Source organism: Photobacterium sp. R1 (assembly GCF_054600795.1).
In genome coordinates this window covers 161,496-178,317 of record NZ_BAAHZP010000004.1, presented here as the reverse complement: position 1 = coordinate 178,317, position 16,822 = coordinate 161,496, and the positions used below count along the sequence as shown (strand labels likewise).

Here is a 16,822-nt window from a genome sequence, read left to right as displayed (position 1 = left end):
AGAGCGCAAGGGTGTTAAAACCATCCGCCCCGGAAGATATCTTTTTTTGCCCCATTCAGGGCAAGTTGCGCTCACCCGGATGTCAGCCTTCTGTGCGAAGATGGTGCAGACGCATCCCGCTCACACCCAGCGTCAACAGATAGCTGACTGCCCCAACGCCAATCAGACCGGTCAGCCAGTAAACACGCTGCAAGAAATTCATCGACAGCCATTCAGCCATATCTGGTGAAAGCCACAGCAAAGCTGCAACCATCGCACCACCAGCAATCACTAAGCGGATCACAAAGCCTATGGTAGTACGTGACACCTGATAAACCCCGGCACGGTGCAGTCCACGATACAAGAGTGCAGCATTTACCAGTGCAGACAATGCGGTCGCCAGTGCCAGGCCCACATAACCGAACAGATAGGCAAATATGGCGTTAAACACCATATTGCTCACCATAGCGACAATACCGTAACGCACCGGTGTTTTGGTATCCTGCCGGGCATAGTAACCGGGGGCCAGCACTTTAATCAGCATAAAGTTCAGCAAACCGGATGCATAAGCCAGTAATGAGAGTCCGGCCTGCTCAACATCGTTCGGGGTAAATTCCCCCCGCATGAAGAGCACCATCAGCATAGGTTTTGCCAGCACCATCAAGCCCAGCATAGCAGGCAAACCCAGCAGCAGTACCATACGCACGCCCCAGTCCATGGTCTGCGCAAAATGCTCCCGGTTCTGATCCACATGTTTGCGCGACAGCGCCGGCAAAATCACCGTAGCGATTGCAATCCCAAACAGCCCTAACGGAAATTCCAGCAACCGGTCCGAGTAATACAGCCAGCTGATCGATCCCGTCATCAGGAAGCTGGCAATAAAGGTATCAAACAACAGGTTAATCTGACTCACCGAAACGCCAAACAACGCCGGAATCATCAGTGTCCGGATTTTCACCACTCCGGGATCCCGCCATCCCCAACGGGGCCGCACCAGTACACCGGCCCGGTACAGGAACGGCAGCTGAAACAGAAACTGCACCAGCCCCCCCAGAAACACCCCCAGCGCCAGTCCGATTTCAGGCTGTGTCAGGTTCGGGGATACCCACCAGGCACACAGAATGATCGAAATATTGAGGAACACCGGCGTAAACGAAGACACCGCGAATTTCCCCAGGGTATTGAGGATCGCCCCGGACAACGCCACAAAGGTAATGAACCATAAATAAGGGAACGTAATTTTAAGCAGCAGGCTGGCCAGCTCAAACTTGGGGGCTGCCGGACCGTCATTCAGCCAGTCCACAAACCAGCCGGCACCAAACAGAGCGGTAATGACACCTGACCCCAGCACCCCTAATAAGGTCACCACCGTCACGATGCCCCCCAGCGTACCAGCGGCCCTGGCAATCAGTTCTCGGGTTTTGTCCATATCGCCCCCCGCATGGCTTTCCGTCAGGACCGGTACAAAGGCCTGAGAAAATGCCCCTTCAGCAAAAAGCCGGCGGAGAAAGTTAGGAATCTTATTGGCAAAGAAAAAAACATCGGCGGCCGCTCCGGCCCCCATCAGGTTAGCAACGACCACATCCCGGACTAAGCCCATGACGCGGGATACGAAAGTCATACTGCTGACAATCAGCCCTGAGCGCAAAAGACGCTTACTCACAAAAAAACCTCACAAAAGATGGTCCAGAAAGGTGACTTGCAGGACCAAAAGCTGATAGAATCTGCCGCCATATTAACCGTGTTAATGCACAAGTGCCAAATTGATTGGCACGGCTGTTATTTGCACAAATCATTTGACAATCTTTGGTTTTAGAGGCATATTCCTCGGCCTTAAATTGTCACCGTACCAAGAATTTGGGAGTTACACCCTTGGCAAATATCAAATCTGCTAAGAAACGTGCAATCACTTCTGAAAAACGTCGTCAGCACAACGCTAGCCGTCGTTCTATGATGCGCACTTTCTTCAAAAAAGTTGTTGCTGCTGTTGAAGCAGGCGACAAAGAAGCTGCTGTTAAAGCCTTCACTGACATGCAACCTGTTATGGACCGTATGGCTACTAAAGGCCTGATCCACAAAAACAAGGCTGCTCGTCATAAAGCTCGTCTGGCTGCAAAAATCAAAGCTCTGTAATTCAGCGCATTGATTGGACAGCAATAAAAAAACCGGCTCAGGCCGGTTTTTTTATTGCTGCAATTCAGGTCATCCCGTCAGTTCCGATGCTGTGCAACAGGCACGGATTACGGACAGTACATCTCTTGCAGTAATTCGATCATCGATTTCACTTCCTGACTCTTCAGGCGATAGTAAACCGTCTGTGATTCTTTACGTGTAGCAACCAGGCCATCACGTCTGAGCCAGGCTAAATGCTGCGACAAGGCCGACTGGCTCAGGTCCAAACGGTCACTCATCGTTCCAACCGACAATTCCCCCTCCAGCAAATAGCATAAAATCAATAACCTCCGCTCATTGGCCATGGCCTTAAGCAAAGACACAGCCTGAGGAGCACTGTGATGTAACGTTATGGCTTCCATCTTTCCACCGACTTCAGTGATTTGTTCGATACCTCTATCACTGAAAAAGGCGGTCATTTGAACAGTTTTCTGAAATCAGCCTCGCAAATTTTCTTCACTGCCGGGTGCATGATCATGCGTTCCGCGAAAATCACATAATACTCTTCCCGGATGGCCCGTACCCTTTTCACCTCACGGACAGCGTGCGACTGTTCAATTTCAGACGCATAAATAGAAGGGGCAACGAACATAGATTTTCGATACGCACCAAAGGCTTTCATCAGAGCAGCATCATCAAACTCCCCCAGGATATTCGGGGTGATACCCTGCTGATCAAACCAATGATGCAGCTTACGGCCCATGGCAGTACGACGGCCGGGAACAAGCAATTTGTAATCTTCCAGACAAGCAGGAAAACTCAGGGGTTTGTCGGTATTCGAGCAAAAAAAGCTCATCCCGGACTCCCCCAGCTTTTTACTGAACAGGCCCGGACTTTGCGTGGAGTCAACCGGACAATCGGACAGGATCATATCCAGCTTGTGCTGAGATAGCTGTTCGAGCAGCATTTCATGTGTCGATTCGTAGCAGCGCAGATGAATCCGCTCATCTTCAGGAATTCCCGCCATCAGGATTTTACTGACCAGACGTTTAGACAGCGCATCAGCGACCCCAACCTCAAGCAGCTGATTCTCTCGTTGCGTGTAATTGATGATATCCAGCATTTCGTAGCTGAGATCGAACATCTTGTCGGCATATTTAAAAACCAGTTGCCCCAGCTCCGTCGGCTCGATATGCCGGCCAACCCGTTTGGTCAGCTTCCCCTTCAACCGCTCTTCCAGCGCCCGGATCTGCCCCGTCACTGTTTGCGGTGCCAGAAATAAAGCATCAGCCGCTTTGGTTACTGATCCTTGTTTGCAAACCATCCAAAAATAATACAAGTGATTGTAATTCAGGTGCGACACTGCTACCGGCCTCAACGCTCGCGAATAAAAAACCCCAGGCTTTCGCCTGGGGTTTATCCTAAGTGTTTTTTTATCCAAACACACGAATATCCGGAATTTGAAGTGGAAAGTGCTTATTCAGTCTTCACTTCCGGCTCTTTTTCTGCCGTCAATGGATGGCGGTAACGCTCACCGGCTCGTTGCTCCAGAGCCCTGGAGACAAAATTACCGGAAGCTTCCTCCTGCTGAGTCCGGGCACTTGCCTGTCCATGCTTGTACCCCGCCTGATAAGCTTTGCAGATCTCACTGTCACTCTGCTGCTGGCAATGGCTGTAGTCCTCCGCCATTGCGCCGCTCGCCATCAGGCCAATTGTCAGAACGATCAATGGTCTCATACACACCTCCCTGTCCCGTTTATGATGATGTTTGGCTGTCCTTCACGACTTTTGCTGCTGGTAACGAGCGGGAAAGTAAGACATAACCCACAACCGCCGCAGTCGTAGAACCAATCAGAATGCCCAGCTTCGAATAAGTGATCATCTCTGCATCAAGGCCAGCGAATGCGAGCATTGAGATGAAGATTGACATCGTGAATCCGATACCGCACAGCACAGAGACTGCAAAGATCTGACCAAATCCAGTGCCTTCCGGCAAACGGGCGATCCCGGTTTTTACCGCCAGCCAGCTCGCGATAAAGATTCCCAGCGGTTTACCGACAAACAGACCCAGTGCAATTCCCAGTGGCAGCATTGCCGTCAGGCCATCAACAGAAACACCGGCCAGCGAAATACCTGCGTTAGCGAAAGCAAAAATTGGCAAAATCAAATACGCGACGTAAGGGTGCAATGCATGCTCCATGGTCTTCAGCGGCGAAATGTCCTGCCCCTGCTTGTTCTGACCCTGAAGCGGGATTGCAAAGCCCAGCACAACACCCGCCAATGTCGCATGCACACCTGACTTCAGTACGCTTACCCAAAGCACAGCACCAACCAGAATGTACCAGAATAAGTTGGCCACATTACGGGCGTGCATGATAAAGAGCACAGCAGTTGCGGCAAAGGCAATTCCCAGGGCCATCGCAGACAAGTCACTGCTATAGAAAAGGGCAATAATGACAATCACCCCCAGGTCATCAATAATCGCCAGAGCAAGCAAGAAGACTTTCAGGCTGACCGGCACCCGGTTACCCAGCAATGCCATGATACCCAATGCGAATGCAATATCTGTCGCAGCAGGGATCGCCCAGCCGCCAATCGCAACAGGATCAGCAAAATTGAATAGCACATAAATTAATGCCGGTGCGACCATGCCACCTAACGCAGCTACTGCTGGGAAAATCGCTTTCTCTTTGGTATTCAGCGCACCTTCGATCAGCTCACGCTTGACCTCAAGGCCGATCACCAGAAAGAAAATCGCCATCAGACCGTCATTAATCCAGTGCTCAACTGACAGGCCGGCAATATAGCTATGAAGTGCCCCTTCATAAACGGACTGTAACGGAGAGTTTGCAATCGTCATGGCAAGGGCAGCAGCAATTATCAACAAAATGCCGCCAGCAGACTCTAATTTAAAGAATTTCAGAATTACATCGGTCATTGACCGCAGCTCCTTACTACTCACTGTAAAATCACACTTTTATGTCAATGCGTGGTAAAAACAGTGTAGACGTCGACAGACACCTCTGTGAAATCGTTTGTTTAGAGCGAACAACTCGGAAAAACCGATCTATCAGAGACAAAACACCGTAATACCCGCAGTATTTACTTACCTGCTCCCGCTCATCAGCGAACTATTTCAGGAAAACTACGGCTACAGAAATAGCGTTGTCGCATCTGTTCACAATATTTCTCTCTGATGCTGAAGCAAGGAATGCTTCTTATATCTGACGGGCGATCCCCATCTTTATCAATGCTTTATCGCATTTTTACAAGAATATGATCCTCCTCCCAGCTTGCCCTCAGCAACTCAAAGAACGGATAATCTTGTGAATGACTTTTTTGTGTCATATTTCTGAAATATTCGTTCTCTACCATCGCGGCAACTTTCAAGAAACTGAAACCAAAATGACATCACAATGTCACGGAGAACAGATTATGACTACCCAAGCCACCACAGCTGAGCCAATGCAAAGCTCCATGCGATGGGTTCGCTGGGCCAACCTGGTTTTCATGCTGTACCTGCTGCTTGTTGCCGTATCCATGGTCAGTAGCGGCTTCAAATGGTCCGTCGGTGAACAAGCCAAGACCCTGTTTGAATTTGCCTCACACCCGATTGCTGGCCTGATGATCGGTCTGGTAGCCACCTCTCTAATCCAGTCTTCCAGTACCGTCACTTCCATCATCGTGGGCCTGGTTGCCGGTGGTTTACCGGTTGAAACCGCAATCCCGATGATCATGGGTGCCAATATCGGTACCACCATGACCAACACACTGGTCAGCCTGGGTCATGCCCGCTGTAAAGAAGAGTTTCAGCGTGCTTTTTCTGCCGCGACTGTCCACGATTTCTTTAACCTGCTCGCCGTCTTGATCTTCCTGCCTCTGGAAATGATGTTCGGTCTACTGGAAAAAGTCTCAGCCTGGCTGGTATCGCCGCTGATGTCGACTGGCGACATGAGCATGAAAGGCCTGAACTTTATCAAGCCACTGACCAAACCCGTCGTCCATGCAGTGCAAGCACCGCTGGAATCTTTGGGAACCATGGGCGGTATCGTGATGATTGCTCTGGGCATTGCCCTGATCTTTCTGGCAATTACCGTTATGGGTAAACTGATGCGCAGCCTGATGGTCGGCCGTGCCCGTGAAATCCTGAAAAGTGCGATCGGCCGTGGCCCGGTTCACGGTATCGTGTCAGGCACAGTCGTCACCGTCCTGGTACAGTCGTCTTCAACCACCACCAGCCTGATGGTGCCGCTGGTTGGCACCGGGGTGCTGAAGGTCCGTGATGTATATCCTTTTACACTGGGCGCAAACATCGGCACCTGCATCACGGCCCTGCTGGCTGCTACGGCGATTTCCGGTGACCACGCTGTATTTGCCCTGCAAATTGCACTGGTGCACCTGAGCTTCAATGTGATGGCAACCCTGCTGATTTTCGGCCTGCCGTTCCTGCGCGAACTGCCACTCAAATGTGCTTTCTTCCTTGGCGAGATGGCCGTGAAGAGCAAAGCAGCAGTTGCAGCCTATCTGGGACTGGTCTTTATCCTGATTCCAGGCGGTATTCTGGCTTTCACCGCCTGATCCATTGCACAAATACCATCGCAACAAAAAAGCCCCGTCTCGAAAGAGCGGGGCTTTTTTTATCACTTGATTTGTTCAATCACACCGAGAAAGGATACTGGATCGGATCGTGGTGCTGATAGCCTTCCAATTGAAAATCATCCAGCGTAACCCAGGTTTCCAGATCTTCCAGCGTCTGAATCTCCGGGTTGATGATCAGGCGTGGTGACGGGAAAGGCTCACGCTTCAGCTGTACATCACGCATCAGTGCCAGCTGATCTTCATAAATATGTGCATTCACAATCTTGTGATACGCCTTACCCGCCTTATGGCCAGTGATCTGCGCCATCAGTGCCAGCAATGTAAAGACCTGAATCTGATTAAAGTTCAGTCCTAAAGGCACGTCACAGGATCGCTGGTAGCTGGTCAGATAAAGCGTATCGCCCAGCAGCGAAAACGTGTGTGTGTGCATACACGGACGCAGACAGCCCATCTCAAACTCACCCGGGTTGTAAAAGGTCAGGATTTCACCGCGATCATCGATACCACGACTCAGGTTCTCTGCAATTTTTCGCAATTGGTCTAATGTACTGCCATCAGGTTTACGCCAGCTGCGCCCCTGCACACCATAGACACGTCCCATATCATCCGTACCTTTTCGGTGCGGATTATTCAGCCAGGCCTGATTATCATTGGCATTGGCATCCCAGGTTTTGGTACCCAGTGCGCGGAAATCCGCCGCATTGTCATAGCCGCGAATATAACCGAGCAATTCAGCAATTGCCGCTTTCCAGAAGCTTTTCCGGGTCGTGATCAGGGGAAACTGATTATTGGCTACATCATAGGTCAGATCGGCATTGATCAGTGTCAGACAACGTTTACCGGTACGTTCATTTTCAACCCACTCGCCCTCGTCAATAATCCGCTGGCATAAATCTAAATACTGTTTCATTGACTCTCTTGACCTGAATTGGCAGGAAATACTCTGGCGGCAAGCATAACACAAAAAAGGCAGCCTTTTGGCTGCCTGTTCATGTCTTCAATGCGGTTAAGCGGTACGATGATGGCCTGCCCTTTTGTAGGCCCAGACCATCAACAGAATACCGCCAAACACCATCGGCAGAGACAGTATTTGTCCCATGCTGATCCAGCCTCCAAACAGGCCGAGTTGTGCATCCGGCTCGCGGCAGTATTCCACCAGGAAACGGAAACTCCCGTATCCCAGCAGGAACAGACCAGATACCGCTCCGGCCGGACGCGGTTTCCGAATGAAGATATTAAGGATAATCAGCAGGACCACCCCTTCCAGGAAAAACTCGTATAACTGAGACGGATGGCGCGGCAGCGGTCCGCCAGTCGGGAACACCATGGCCCAGGGGACATCCGTAACCCGGCCCCAGAGTTCTCCGTTGATAAAATTCCCCAGCCGGCCTGCGCCCAATCCGAACGGTACCAACGGTGCAACAAAATCAGCCACATCAAAGAAACGGCGGCCATTTCTGTGGGCATACCAGAGCATGGCTGTCATCACACCCAGCAATCCGCCGTGGAAGGACATCCCGCCGGTCCATACTTTGAAAAGATACAGCGGGTCAGCCAGAAACATCTCGAAGTTATAAAACAGTACGTAGCCAACCCTGCCACCAATCACAACCCCTAAGAAACCGAAAAACAGCAGGTCACTCACCTGGTCACGTGTCCAGCCGCTGCCGGATTTATCTGCCCGGCGGTTCGCCAGCCAGAGCGCAAACATGAAACCCAGCAGGTACATCAGACCGTACCAGCGTACAGCCAGCGGGCCGATTTCAATCAGAACCGGATCAAAATTAGGAAACGTCAGATAGCCTTGACTCATTCAAAACATACTCTTGGTTAATCAATGAAAGCAGCACTCGTGAACGGTCATGCTCGCGGGTGCTCTCATGCCAATCCACAGACAGGCTTACTCTAAAACAACATCTTGCCGCCAATAAATAACAAGAAGATGGCAAATATTTTCTTCAGGGTCTGCGTCGGTAGACTGCTGACCATTCGGGCGCCGAACCGGGTTGTCAGCACCGAGGTACACACAACCCCCAGCAGCGCAGGCAAATACACATACCCCACACTATAAGGCGGCAAAGAAGCAGCTCCGCTGCCGGCGACAATAAAGCCCGCCATACCGGCAACCGCTATAATGGAGCCGCAAAACGCCGCCGTCCCGATCGCACGCCGCATTTCCACACCATACCAGCTCAGATATGGCACGGTCAGCGAGCCACCGCCAATCCCGGCCAGACTGGCAACCAATCCAATGATGCTGCCACTGCCGACAATTTTTGTCCCACCAGGTAAAGGATGACGTCCTGAAACTTTCAGCGATAACAGCATTTGCAACGCTAACAGCAGCACAATACCAGCAAATATCTTTGGCAGCCAAACTGTTGGTACCCATTCCGCGACTGCGCTGCCAGCCAGTCCGCCCAAAATCATCCCCGGTGCCAGTAATTTGACCAGTGAAATATCCACATTTCCCAACCGGAGGTGGCTTCGGGCTGAAGAACCTGAAGTCAGTACGATACAGGCCAGTGAGGTCGCCAGTGCAATATGCATGACTAACTCTGTGTCAATCCCGATATGCGGCAGTAACCAGACCAATGCAGGTACAATCAGCAAACCTCCGCCTATCCCCAGCAACCCGGCCAGAAGACCAACCACAGCTCCCAATCCCAAACACATCAGGATCAGCCACAACATCTCTGGCATCAATTATTTCCCTGCACGGATAAAACCACCCATACCACGCTGTTCAACGAAGGATGTCGCCATCTTACGCACATCCTGACCAAAGGTCGCCGTCAGTGCCTGAGCTGCCAGTTGCTCCATATCACTGAGTGCCGTATGACGCAGAACATATTTAATTTTGGCAACGTTCCGGGTATTCATACTCAGAGAGCGGTACCCCATACCAACCAGCAGCAACGCACCAAGCGGATCACCCGCCAGCTCACCACAGACACTCACAGGCATGGCCAGCGACTCGCTGACGCTCTGAATATGTTTCAGTGCCTGCATGACAGCAGGGTGGAAAGCATCATAGACATTCGCGACCCGTGAATTGTTCCGGTCAACGGCCAATAAATACTGAGTTAAGTCATTACTGCCCACCGAAATAAAATCCACCCGGTCTTTCAAAGCCGGCAGCTGATAGAGAATGGAAGGGACTTCAATCATGATCCCCAGCTTCGGTCTGCGCAAACTTTTTCCCTGACTTTCAGCAAACGCGGACACTTCTTCAAACGCTCTCTCAATCAAGGCTTTGGATTCATCCAGCTCCGGGATCCCGGAGATCATGGGCAACAGGATATCCATGTTGTCGAGACCAATGCTCGCCTTGAGCATCGCTCTGACCTGCATCAGAAAAATTTCCGGGTGATCCAGCGTGAAGCGGATGCCACGCCATCCCAGGAACGGATTGTCTTCTTCAATGGTGAGATAAGGGAGCGGCTTGTCACCGCCAATATCCAGTGTACGCATCACCACTGATTTATTCGGGTAAGACGTCAGGATGGCACGGTACTGAGCCGCCTGTTCTTCTTCGGAAGGAAAACTGCGCTGCAGCAGAAACGGCACTTCAGTCCGGTAGAGACCGACCCCGTCCACGCCCTTATTCACCGCAATATTGGTATCAGCACTCAGCCCGGCGTTGAGATACAGAAAAATTCTTTCCTGATCTGCCGTGACTGCCGCTTTATCGAGATCCTGCTCGACCAGTGCGGTCAGCTCGTTTTCTTCTCGCAGCAGTCGTTTGTACTCGGCCAGAACCTGCTTGTTCGGCTCTATCAGCAGGTCGCCCCGGTAACCATCCACAACCACCAGCGTGTTATGAACTTTTTCAGGAATAAAATCGACCCCCATGATCGCCGGAATCCCCAGGGCACGGGATAATATTGCAGCATGGGAGTTTGCAGCACCTTCCTGCGCCACCACGGCAGCCAGCTTATCTCTTGGAATGCTGGCCAGCATGGCGGCTGTCAGCTCTCGGGTAAGCAGAACAATCGGCGCATCCCACTGATGCTCGATCCCTTCCTCATTATGCAGAAAGAACAGTAAACGCTGCCCAAGCTCCCGGATATCATGCGCACGTTCCCGCAGATAATCATCTTTCATATTGGCAAAACGTGCGGAATACGTTTCCACGGTCTGCCGGACAGCCCACTCTGCCTGATCACCGCCTGCAACTTTGGAGAAAAGATCTTTCCGCAGCATCGGATCGTTCAGCAAGTGGCTGAACAGATCAAAAATCGCCAGAGTTTCTTTGTGAAGTTCACTATCGAAGCGTTTGCGCAGGCGACGAAATTCATTGCTGGCCATCTCAATGGCAATGCTCAATCGTTCCTGCTCGGCTTCCCGGTCCAGACAGGATGCCGGGCTCACCACTTCCAATCTTGGCTGGTTGTCGTCCCACCAGGCTTTTGCAACCGCAACGCCTGTGGATGCAGCGGATCCGGTCAGATGCAGGCCATCCCGTTGATCCGGCCACATCCCCTGTGCTTTTGCATGCGCCAGAATGACTGCCAGCTGTGCCGCCAGCGTCACCATGAAGGACTCTTCGCTTTCCGTGAATTCACGCTTTTCGCGCTGCTGAATCACCAGTACGCCAAGGACTTTACGCTGATGAATAATCGGTGTGCCGAAAAAGGAGCGGAAGGATTCTTCGTTGGTACCGGGGATATGCTTAAAATTGGGATGACTGCTGGCATCAGCCACGTTGACGGGTTCCGCCTGGCGGCCGACCAGACCGACCAGACCTTCATTAAAACTGAGCCCAACCTGATATGAGGGTTTGATTAACCCTTGGGTCGCCATCAGCATATATTGCTGCCGATGCTCATCCACAATGTAGACAGAGCAACACTCCGTCTTCATTGCATCACAAATACTGACCACCAAGACATCCAACGCTTCGAGCAAGGTCGGCGCGCTGGCAACTTTCTCTACGATTTCTCTGAGCTGGGTCAGCATAAGCATTATGATCCCTTGGGTTAACCTCGCCTGTTTTTACGTTTCGATTTCCGTTCCTTACGTTCCTTAAACGGCATCGCCATCGCCGCGAATTCTTTCAGCGCCCGGCGATATACATCCCGTTTGAAGGACACAACCTGACGTACCGGATACCAGTAGCTGACCCAACGCCAGCCATCAAATTCCGGGGTGGTGCCACGCTGCATGTTCACCTTAGACTCATCGCACTCCAGACTCAGCAAAAACCACTTTTGCTTTTGCCCGATACAAACCGGTTTGGAGTCCCACCGGACCAGACGCTTCGGTAACTTGTATCTCAGCCAATGGCGGCTGGATGCCAAAATCCTGACGTCCTTTTTGGTCAGACCCACTTCCTCATACAGTTCACGGTACATGGCCTGTTCAGGAGTTTCCCCCTCATCGATACCGCCTTGCGGAAACTGCCAAGAGTGTTGTCCATATCGTCGAGCCCAAAATACCTGGCCATGGCTGTTACAGATAACTATCCCCACATTAGGGCGGTATCCATCGCCATCAATCACTGGACGACCTCAAGTAAAAATATCAATTAACAGTGATTTTTTCACAGAAATAGGCTCAGGGTAAACATTCATTGTCATCAATCACTGTTTTTTCCTACCTGGCACTCACTTTATGGATAACTTCTCACTGAACAGGAGGTTATAAACAGAGAAATGAGACCTCTCCCACATTTATTCACGCTTTCTGTGGATAGTTTTGTGTAGAAACTCTGTTATTGCTGATTTAATCAACAAAACCAAAACAAGCGGTTTCTTATTTCGGATATGAACAGAATAAATAATCACTTAAAAACCATTAACTTAAAATCAATTATTACGTATATCTGTGAGAACAGATTCAATCTTATTCAGCGGATCTTCAGCGGTGGTCAAAGATCAACCAACTTTACATTTATCCACAACTCAGGGAGGTACCTGGTGAAATAAACACCAGACCGTCGTTCAAATTCCACGCAATACCCTGTAAATCCATCCAGCTCAGAGAATATGCACTTTGTTCGAAAAATTACCTGTGGATATCTTTGGGAGAAGATCTCCACCGTCGGGCTGATCTTTATCGCAAGCTCTCCCGGATCCTGATGATTGTGTTACCATACGCTGTTCTCTGATTGCCTGTACGACATACCTGCTAATGACGATGCCCCAAAATTCTCCCCCAACCTCTGAATCCGAGCTGCTGGCGCGGGCACAGGCACTTGCTGGTTACACGCTGGGAGAACTGGCCGAGCAGGCAGGACAAGTCCCCCCACCGGATCTGCGTCGTGATAAAGGCTGGGTCGGCCAGCTTCTGGAATGGCATTTGGGTGCCACAGCCGGCAGTCAGCCTGTCCCCGACTTTACCGAGCTTGGTATTGAACTGAAAACGATCCCAATCAGCCACCAGGGGAAACCACTGGAAACGACCTTTGTCTGCGTCGCCCCTCTGACGGGCCTGCATGGCGTCAGTTGGGAAAACAGCCATATCAGACACAAACTGGCGCGGGTACTGTGGATTCCAGTCGAAGGTGAACGCGAAATTCCGCTGGCAGAACGCCATGTCGGCTCTCCTTTGCTCTGGAGCCCTTCAGCAGATGAAGAAGCTCGCCTGCGGCGCGACTGGGAAGAACTGATGGATCTGATCGTTCTGGGCAAAGTGGAACAAATCACCGCCCGGCATGGTGAAGTCCTGCAACTCCGGCCGAAAGCGGCCAACAGCAAAGCCCTGACAGAGGCCTATGGGGCCAACGGCCAGCCTATCAAAACCCTGCCACGCGGCTTTTATCTCAAAACACAATTTACTGCCGAACTGCTGGCCCGCCATTTCATGCTCTGACAGCCCGGAATTACAGGGGAATTGTCATCTCGTCCTGACAGCATTGTGGTTTGCCGTCCGGGGAAAATTCGTCATGCGGATCGATCATTCGCAGCGTGATCGATTTCACGCCCAGCGGCCTCAAGAACTCCCTCACCTGCTCCATATTCTGAAAGTGCAGTGTATTATCGTCGTCATCTTTCAACGGCTCAAGGTGGTGCCTGTACTCGACTTCCATCAAATAATCCGCCTGACCTGCATAACTGGTCAGCACACATCTCGGCACATCCTCACCGGGCGACTTCACCCAGTGCTTGAATTGGGACAATTTCATGGCCACTCCTCAGTCAGGGAACTGATTTAACTATGTGCGAACATTGTCCGTTCAGCAAGGCGGCCACTTTGTTCCCGGCGCTCTAAGGTCAGGCTTGCATTATTGTCGCAACAAAACGACCGGCACATTTTGTGCTAACCCCCTATTTTCCTGCCGCTTTTCAGCCGCTACATCCTAGGTTATAGTCAAAGTGAATTTGCGGTCCAAGGAGGGCAAATGAAATACCATAAGATCCCCCATTCATCTCTCGAAGTCAGTCAGATTGGTCTGGGTACCATGACATTTGGTGAACAGAATACCGAAGCCGAAGCCCACAGCCAGCTCGACTTCGCTCTGGAGCGCGGTGTCAACCTGATCGATACTGCTGAAATGTATCCGGTACCGCCCAAAGCAGAAACACAGGGACTGACAGAATCCTATATTGGCAGCTGGCTGAAAAAATCCGGCAAGCGAGACAAAGTCATTCTTGCAACCAAGGTTGCGGGGCCGCGTAATGTGCCGCATATCCGAAATCAGATGGCGCTGGACTGGCGGAACATTCATGAAGCCGTTGAAAACAGCCTGGAACGACTGCAAACTGATTATATCGATCTCTATCAGTTACACTGGCCGCAGCGCGAAACAAACTGTTTTGGCAAGCTGAATTATCCTTACCCGGATGAAAATACTGGCGTCACTTTAACGGATTCACTGGAAGCACTGGCCGAACTGGTGCGTGCCGGTAAAATCCGTTACATCGGACTGTCAAATGAAACCCCGTGGGGCGTGATGTCCTTTTTACGTCTGGCAGAAAAACATGACCTGCCGCGGGTAGTCACCATCCAAAACCCATATAACTTGCTCAATCGCAGCTTTGAGGTCGGTCTTTCGGAAATCAGCCATTATGAGGGCGTGAAATTACTGGCTTATTCTCCGATGGCATTCGGAATTCTCAGTGGTAAATACCTCAATGGTCAAAAACCTGCAGGCGCCCGCTGTACGCTGTTCGAGCGCTTCGTCCGCTACTTTACCCCCCAAGGTATTGCAGCAACGGAAGCTTATGTGAAAGTAGCGAAAAAGCATGGACTGGATCCGGCACAAATGGCGTTGGCTTTTGTGAATCAGCAACCGTTCAATGCGTCAACCCTGATTGGCGCGACGAATCTGACTCAGCTGGAGGCGAATATCGACAGTCTGTCGGTAGAACTCAATGCTGAAATTCTGGCAGATCTTGAGCAAGTTGGGCTCACTTATTCAAATCCTTGTCCGTAATTCCACTGAAGCCGAAAACAAAAGCCCCCGCTAAAACGGGGGCCGTTGGGTTCTTTCTGGCCTTACTCCGCAGAGTAAGGCCAGCGATTACGTCAGACTTCGCGACCGAAATGCTCGCCTGAGGTGACGGCTCTTACGCATGGCTCGTTGACCGGCCAGCGCTGAATCGACGCGCATATCTTTGTCAATTCCCATATCTTTCAGAATATGTGAAGACAGTTGAGGTAAATGAAACTGCATCCGTCGGTATTCGCGACGCCATGCTTCTTCTTCACGATGAAGATCAAGACGAATAAGTAAAACAGCAAAACGTAAATAGACTGATTGGCGCATGAGAGTGCTCTCCGTTGAATAAAACATGGAGGGACGCAAATACGACCGTTTTCAGGCTGACAACTGACTAGCCGCGACAGACGTATCCGCGGCCCATTTACACAGTGAATTACTGTAGAAAGTATTTAAGATCAGTGACCAGAGGTCAGTTGAGCTTAATGCTGATGGGAATTTCGATCCGAATCACCAGCAGGACGCAGACATTTTGTGTTGAATGTGCTCATTGTATGTTCCTCCTGGTTATAAGGTAGAATGATGTGATATGAAGCATATTCTTGCCCGATAATGCATCAAAAACAAGAAGTTATTTTGTTCTCTCTGATAAAAAGCCAAATAGTCGGATAATTATGCAATCTATCGCTGAGAATCAGAGGGAAACAACAGCGATAGATAAATTTTCAGGGTTTTCCTCTTACCGCAAATGATCTGCAACAACACCGAACCTGCTGTCAGGAAAGCACCATCGATTTCAGCATCGTACACAGCAATTTCCCGGCCGGACCAAGTGCATACTGACTGCTCCAGGCGAGATCCACGGGCTGCTTCCATGCCTGCGCTTCAAATGCCGGTTCCAGCCGGACCAGCTGTCCGGTCAGCACTTTATCCCTGACCGTTTCTGCCGGCAGTACCGTCCAGCCAATCCCGCGCTGAATCAGCTCAATCGCCGACAGAATATGCTCGGTTCGCCAAATCGTATCAGAGACTCGCCACCCTTCGCTGTCCTGCCCGTAACGGCCCGTCAGCAACACCTGACGGTGCTGCCGGAGATCAGCCCAGTCGACGGTCTTGAGCGCAGCAAGCGGATGGTCGCTGGCTGCCACACACCAGACCTCCACCTGCCCGAGGCCATGCACCGTGATCTCCGGATTCAGAAAAGCCAGCTGTACCATGAGCGCCAGCTGAACCCTGCCGTCATGCAGTAACTTCATGACATCGCCTGTCCCAACCGTCAGGATTTCAACTTCCACCAGCGGATACCTAGTCTCAAACGCCTTCAGCACATCCGCCAGAGCCGGCAGCAATGCCATCGACTCCACACCCAGCGTTAATTTCGGTTCCACTCCCTGCTGGAAGCTATCGGCGGCCACTTGCAGCTCACCGCACTGCGCCAGTACCCGACGGGCTTTCATCAACAACGCTTGCCCCTCAGAGGTCAGAACCGGCTTTTTGCCACTTCGGTCAAACAGTGCCAAGTGAAAGTCTGTCTCCAGATTTGAAATGGCCGTACTGATAACGGACTGCGCCTTGCCCATCTGCCGTGCTGCTGCCGAAAATGATCCGGTTTCTGCTGCGGCGACAAAAGCTCTGAGCTGTTCGAGTGAAAAATGCATCTCCGCCCCATCTATCTTTAAAAACGATAGTTACTAACTTTTATCTATCAATATTCTGATTAGTATACGCATCAGAACGGTGATTCAA

At 51.1% G+C, this 16,822-nt stretch carries 17 protein-coding genes; 4 read left to right on the top strand and 13 right to left on the bottom strand.

Features of this window, described 5'->3' with window-relative positions:
* Window positions 1–82 precede the first annotated feature (82 nt).
* A complete protein-coding gene (gene murJ / locus ACYP03_RS08710; RefSeq protein ID WP_459779256.1) occupies window positions 83–1,642 on the bottom strand; it encodes a murein biosynthesis integral membrane protein MurJ in 1,560 nt (519 codons plus the stop codon).
* A gap of 209 nt (window positions 1,643–1,851) precedes the next feature.
* Here murJ and rpsT point away from each other — a divergent pair, with 209 nt between their 5' ends.
* Window positions 1,852–2,112, top strand: coding sequence for a 30S ribosomal protein S20 (gene rpsT / locus ACYP03_RS08705; protein ID WP_248141342.1), 261 nt, complete (start codon window positions 1,852–1,854; stop codon window positions 2,110–2,112).
* Window positions 2,113–2,219: 107 nt separating this feature from the next.
* On the opposite strand, the gene ACYP03_RS08700 is transcribed toward rpsT, so the two are convergent.
* The 4 genes from ACYP03_RS08700 to nhaA all read right to left on the bottom strand — a co-directional run bounded on the left by ACYP03_RS08700 (window position 2,220) and on the right by nhaA (window position 5,029).
* A complete protein-coding gene (locus tag ACYP03_RS08700; protein ID WP_036755263.1) occupies window positions 2,220–2,513 on the bottom strand; it encodes an ArsR/SmtB family transcription factor in 294 nt (97 codons plus the stop codon).
* 53 nt (window positions 2,514–2,566) lie between these two features.
* Window positions 2,567–3,454 (bottom strand): transcriptional activator NhaR, encoded by an 888-nt coding sequence (gene nhaR / locus ACYP03_RS08695; RefSeq protein ID WP_248141343.1) that lies wholly within the window; start codon window positions 3,452–3,454, stop codon window positions 2,567–2,569.
* Window positions 3,455–3,567: 113 nt separating this feature from the next.
* Window positions 3,568–3,828, bottom strand: a complete 261-nt coding sequence (locus tag ACYP03_RS08690) for a hypothetical protein (protein ID WP_330960523.1) — start codon at window positions 3,826–3,828, stop codon at window positions 3,568–3,570.
* A gap of 19 nt (window positions 3,829–3,847) precedes the next feature.
* On the bottom strand, window positions 3,848–5,029 hold the full coding sequence (nhaA, locus tag ACYP03_RS08685; protein ID WP_248141345.1) for a Na+/H+ antiporter NhaA: 1,182 nt from the start codon (window positions 5,027–5,029) through the stop codon (window positions 3,848–3,850).
* A gap of 497 nt (window positions 5,030–5,526) precedes the next feature.
* Here nhaA and ACYP03_RS08680 point away from each other — a divergent pair, with 497 nt between their 5' ends.
* On the top strand, window positions 5,527–6,669 hold the full coding sequence (locus tag ACYP03_RS08680; RefSeq protein ID WP_248141346.1) for a Na/Pi symporter: 1,143 nt from the start codon (window positions 5,527–5,529) through the stop codon (window positions 6,667–6,669).
* Window positions 6,670–6,748: 79 nt separating this feature from the next.
* On the opposite strand, the gene ACYP03_RS08675 is transcribed toward ACYP03_RS08680, so the two are convergent.
* The 5 genes from ACYP03_RS08675 to rppH form a co-directional block, all read right to left on the bottom strand.
* A complete protein-coding gene (locus ACYP03_RS08675; protein ID WP_459779255.1) occupies window positions 6,749–7,600 on the bottom strand; it encodes a thymidylate synthase in 852 nt (283 codons plus the stop codon).
* Between the two features lie 96 nt (window positions 7,601–7,696).
* Window positions 7,697–8,503, bottom strand: coding sequence for a prolipoprotein diacylglyceryl transferase (lgt, locus tag ACYP03_RS08670; RefSeq protein ID WP_248141348.1), 807 nt, complete (start codon window positions 8,501–8,503; stop codon window positions 7,697–7,699).
* Window positions 8,504–8,595: 92 nt separating this feature from the next.
* On the bottom strand, window positions 8,596–9,393 hold the full coding sequence (locus ACYP03_RS08665; RefSeq protein WP_459779254.1) for a sulfite exporter TauE/SafE family protein: 798 nt from the start codon (window positions 9,391–9,393) through the stop codon (window positions 8,596–8,598).
* A 3-nt stretch (window positions 9,394–9,396) separates the two neighbouring features.
* Window positions 9,397–11,652: a phosphoenolpyruvate--protein phosphotransferase gene (gene ptsP / locus ACYP03_RS08660; RefSeq protein WP_459779432.1), complete on the bottom strand. Its 2,256-nt coding sequence runs from the start codon at window positions 11,650–11,652 to the stop codon at window positions 9,397–9,399.
* Between the two features lie 20 nt (window positions 11,653–11,672).
* On the bottom strand, window positions 11,673–12,194 hold the full coding sequence (rppH, locus tag ACYP03_RS08655) for an RNA pyrophosphohydrolase (RefSeq protein ID WP_036755242.1): 522 nt from the start codon (window positions 12,192–12,194) through the stop codon (window positions 11,673–11,675).
* Window positions 12,195–12,831: 637 nt separating this feature from the next.
* On the opposite strand from rppH, the gene mutH reads away from it, so the two are divergent.
* Window positions 12,832–13,506: a DNA mismatch repair endonuclease MutH gene (gene mutH, locus ACYP03_RS08650; protein ID WP_459779253.1), complete on the top strand. Its 675-nt coding sequence runs from the start codon at window positions 12,832–12,834 to the stop codon at window positions 13,504–13,506.
* A gap of 10 nt (window positions 13,507–13,516) precedes the next feature.
* Here the strand turns inward: mutH and ACYP03_RS08645 are convergent, their stop codons facing one another.
* Complete coding sequence (locus ACYP03_RS08645) at window positions 13,517–13,819, bottom strand: DUF6482 family protein (RefSeq protein WP_459779252.1); 303 nt, start codon at window positions 13,817–13,819, stop codon at window positions 13,517–13,519.
* 216 nt (window positions 13,820–14,035) lie between these two features.
* On the opposite strand from ACYP03_RS08645, the gene ACYP03_RS08640 reads away from it, so the two are divergent.
* Window positions 14,036–15,070, top strand: coding sequence for an NADP(H)-dependent aldo-keto reductase (locus tag ACYP03_RS08640; protein ID WP_459779251.1), 1,035 nt, complete (start codon window positions 14,036–14,038; stop codon window positions 15,068–15,070).
* A gap of 87 nt (window positions 15,071–15,157) precedes the next feature.
* Here the strand turns inward: ACYP03_RS08640 and ACYP03_RS08635 are convergent, their stop codons facing one another.
* Together ACYP03_RS08635 and ACYP03_RS08630 are read right to left on the bottom strand one after the other, a co-directional pair.
* A complete protein-coding gene (locus ACYP03_RS08635; RefSeq protein WP_248141353.1) occupies window positions 15,158–15,403 on the bottom strand; it encodes a hypothetical protein in 246 nt (81 codons plus the stop codon).
* Window positions 15,404–15,852: 449 nt separating this feature from the next.
* Window positions 15,853–16,734, bottom strand: coding sequence for a LysR family transcriptional regulator (locus ACYP03_RS08630; protein ID WP_459779250.1), 882 nt, complete (start codon window positions 16,732–16,734; stop codon window positions 15,853–15,855).
* Window positions 16,735–16,822: the final 88 nt, after the last annotated feature.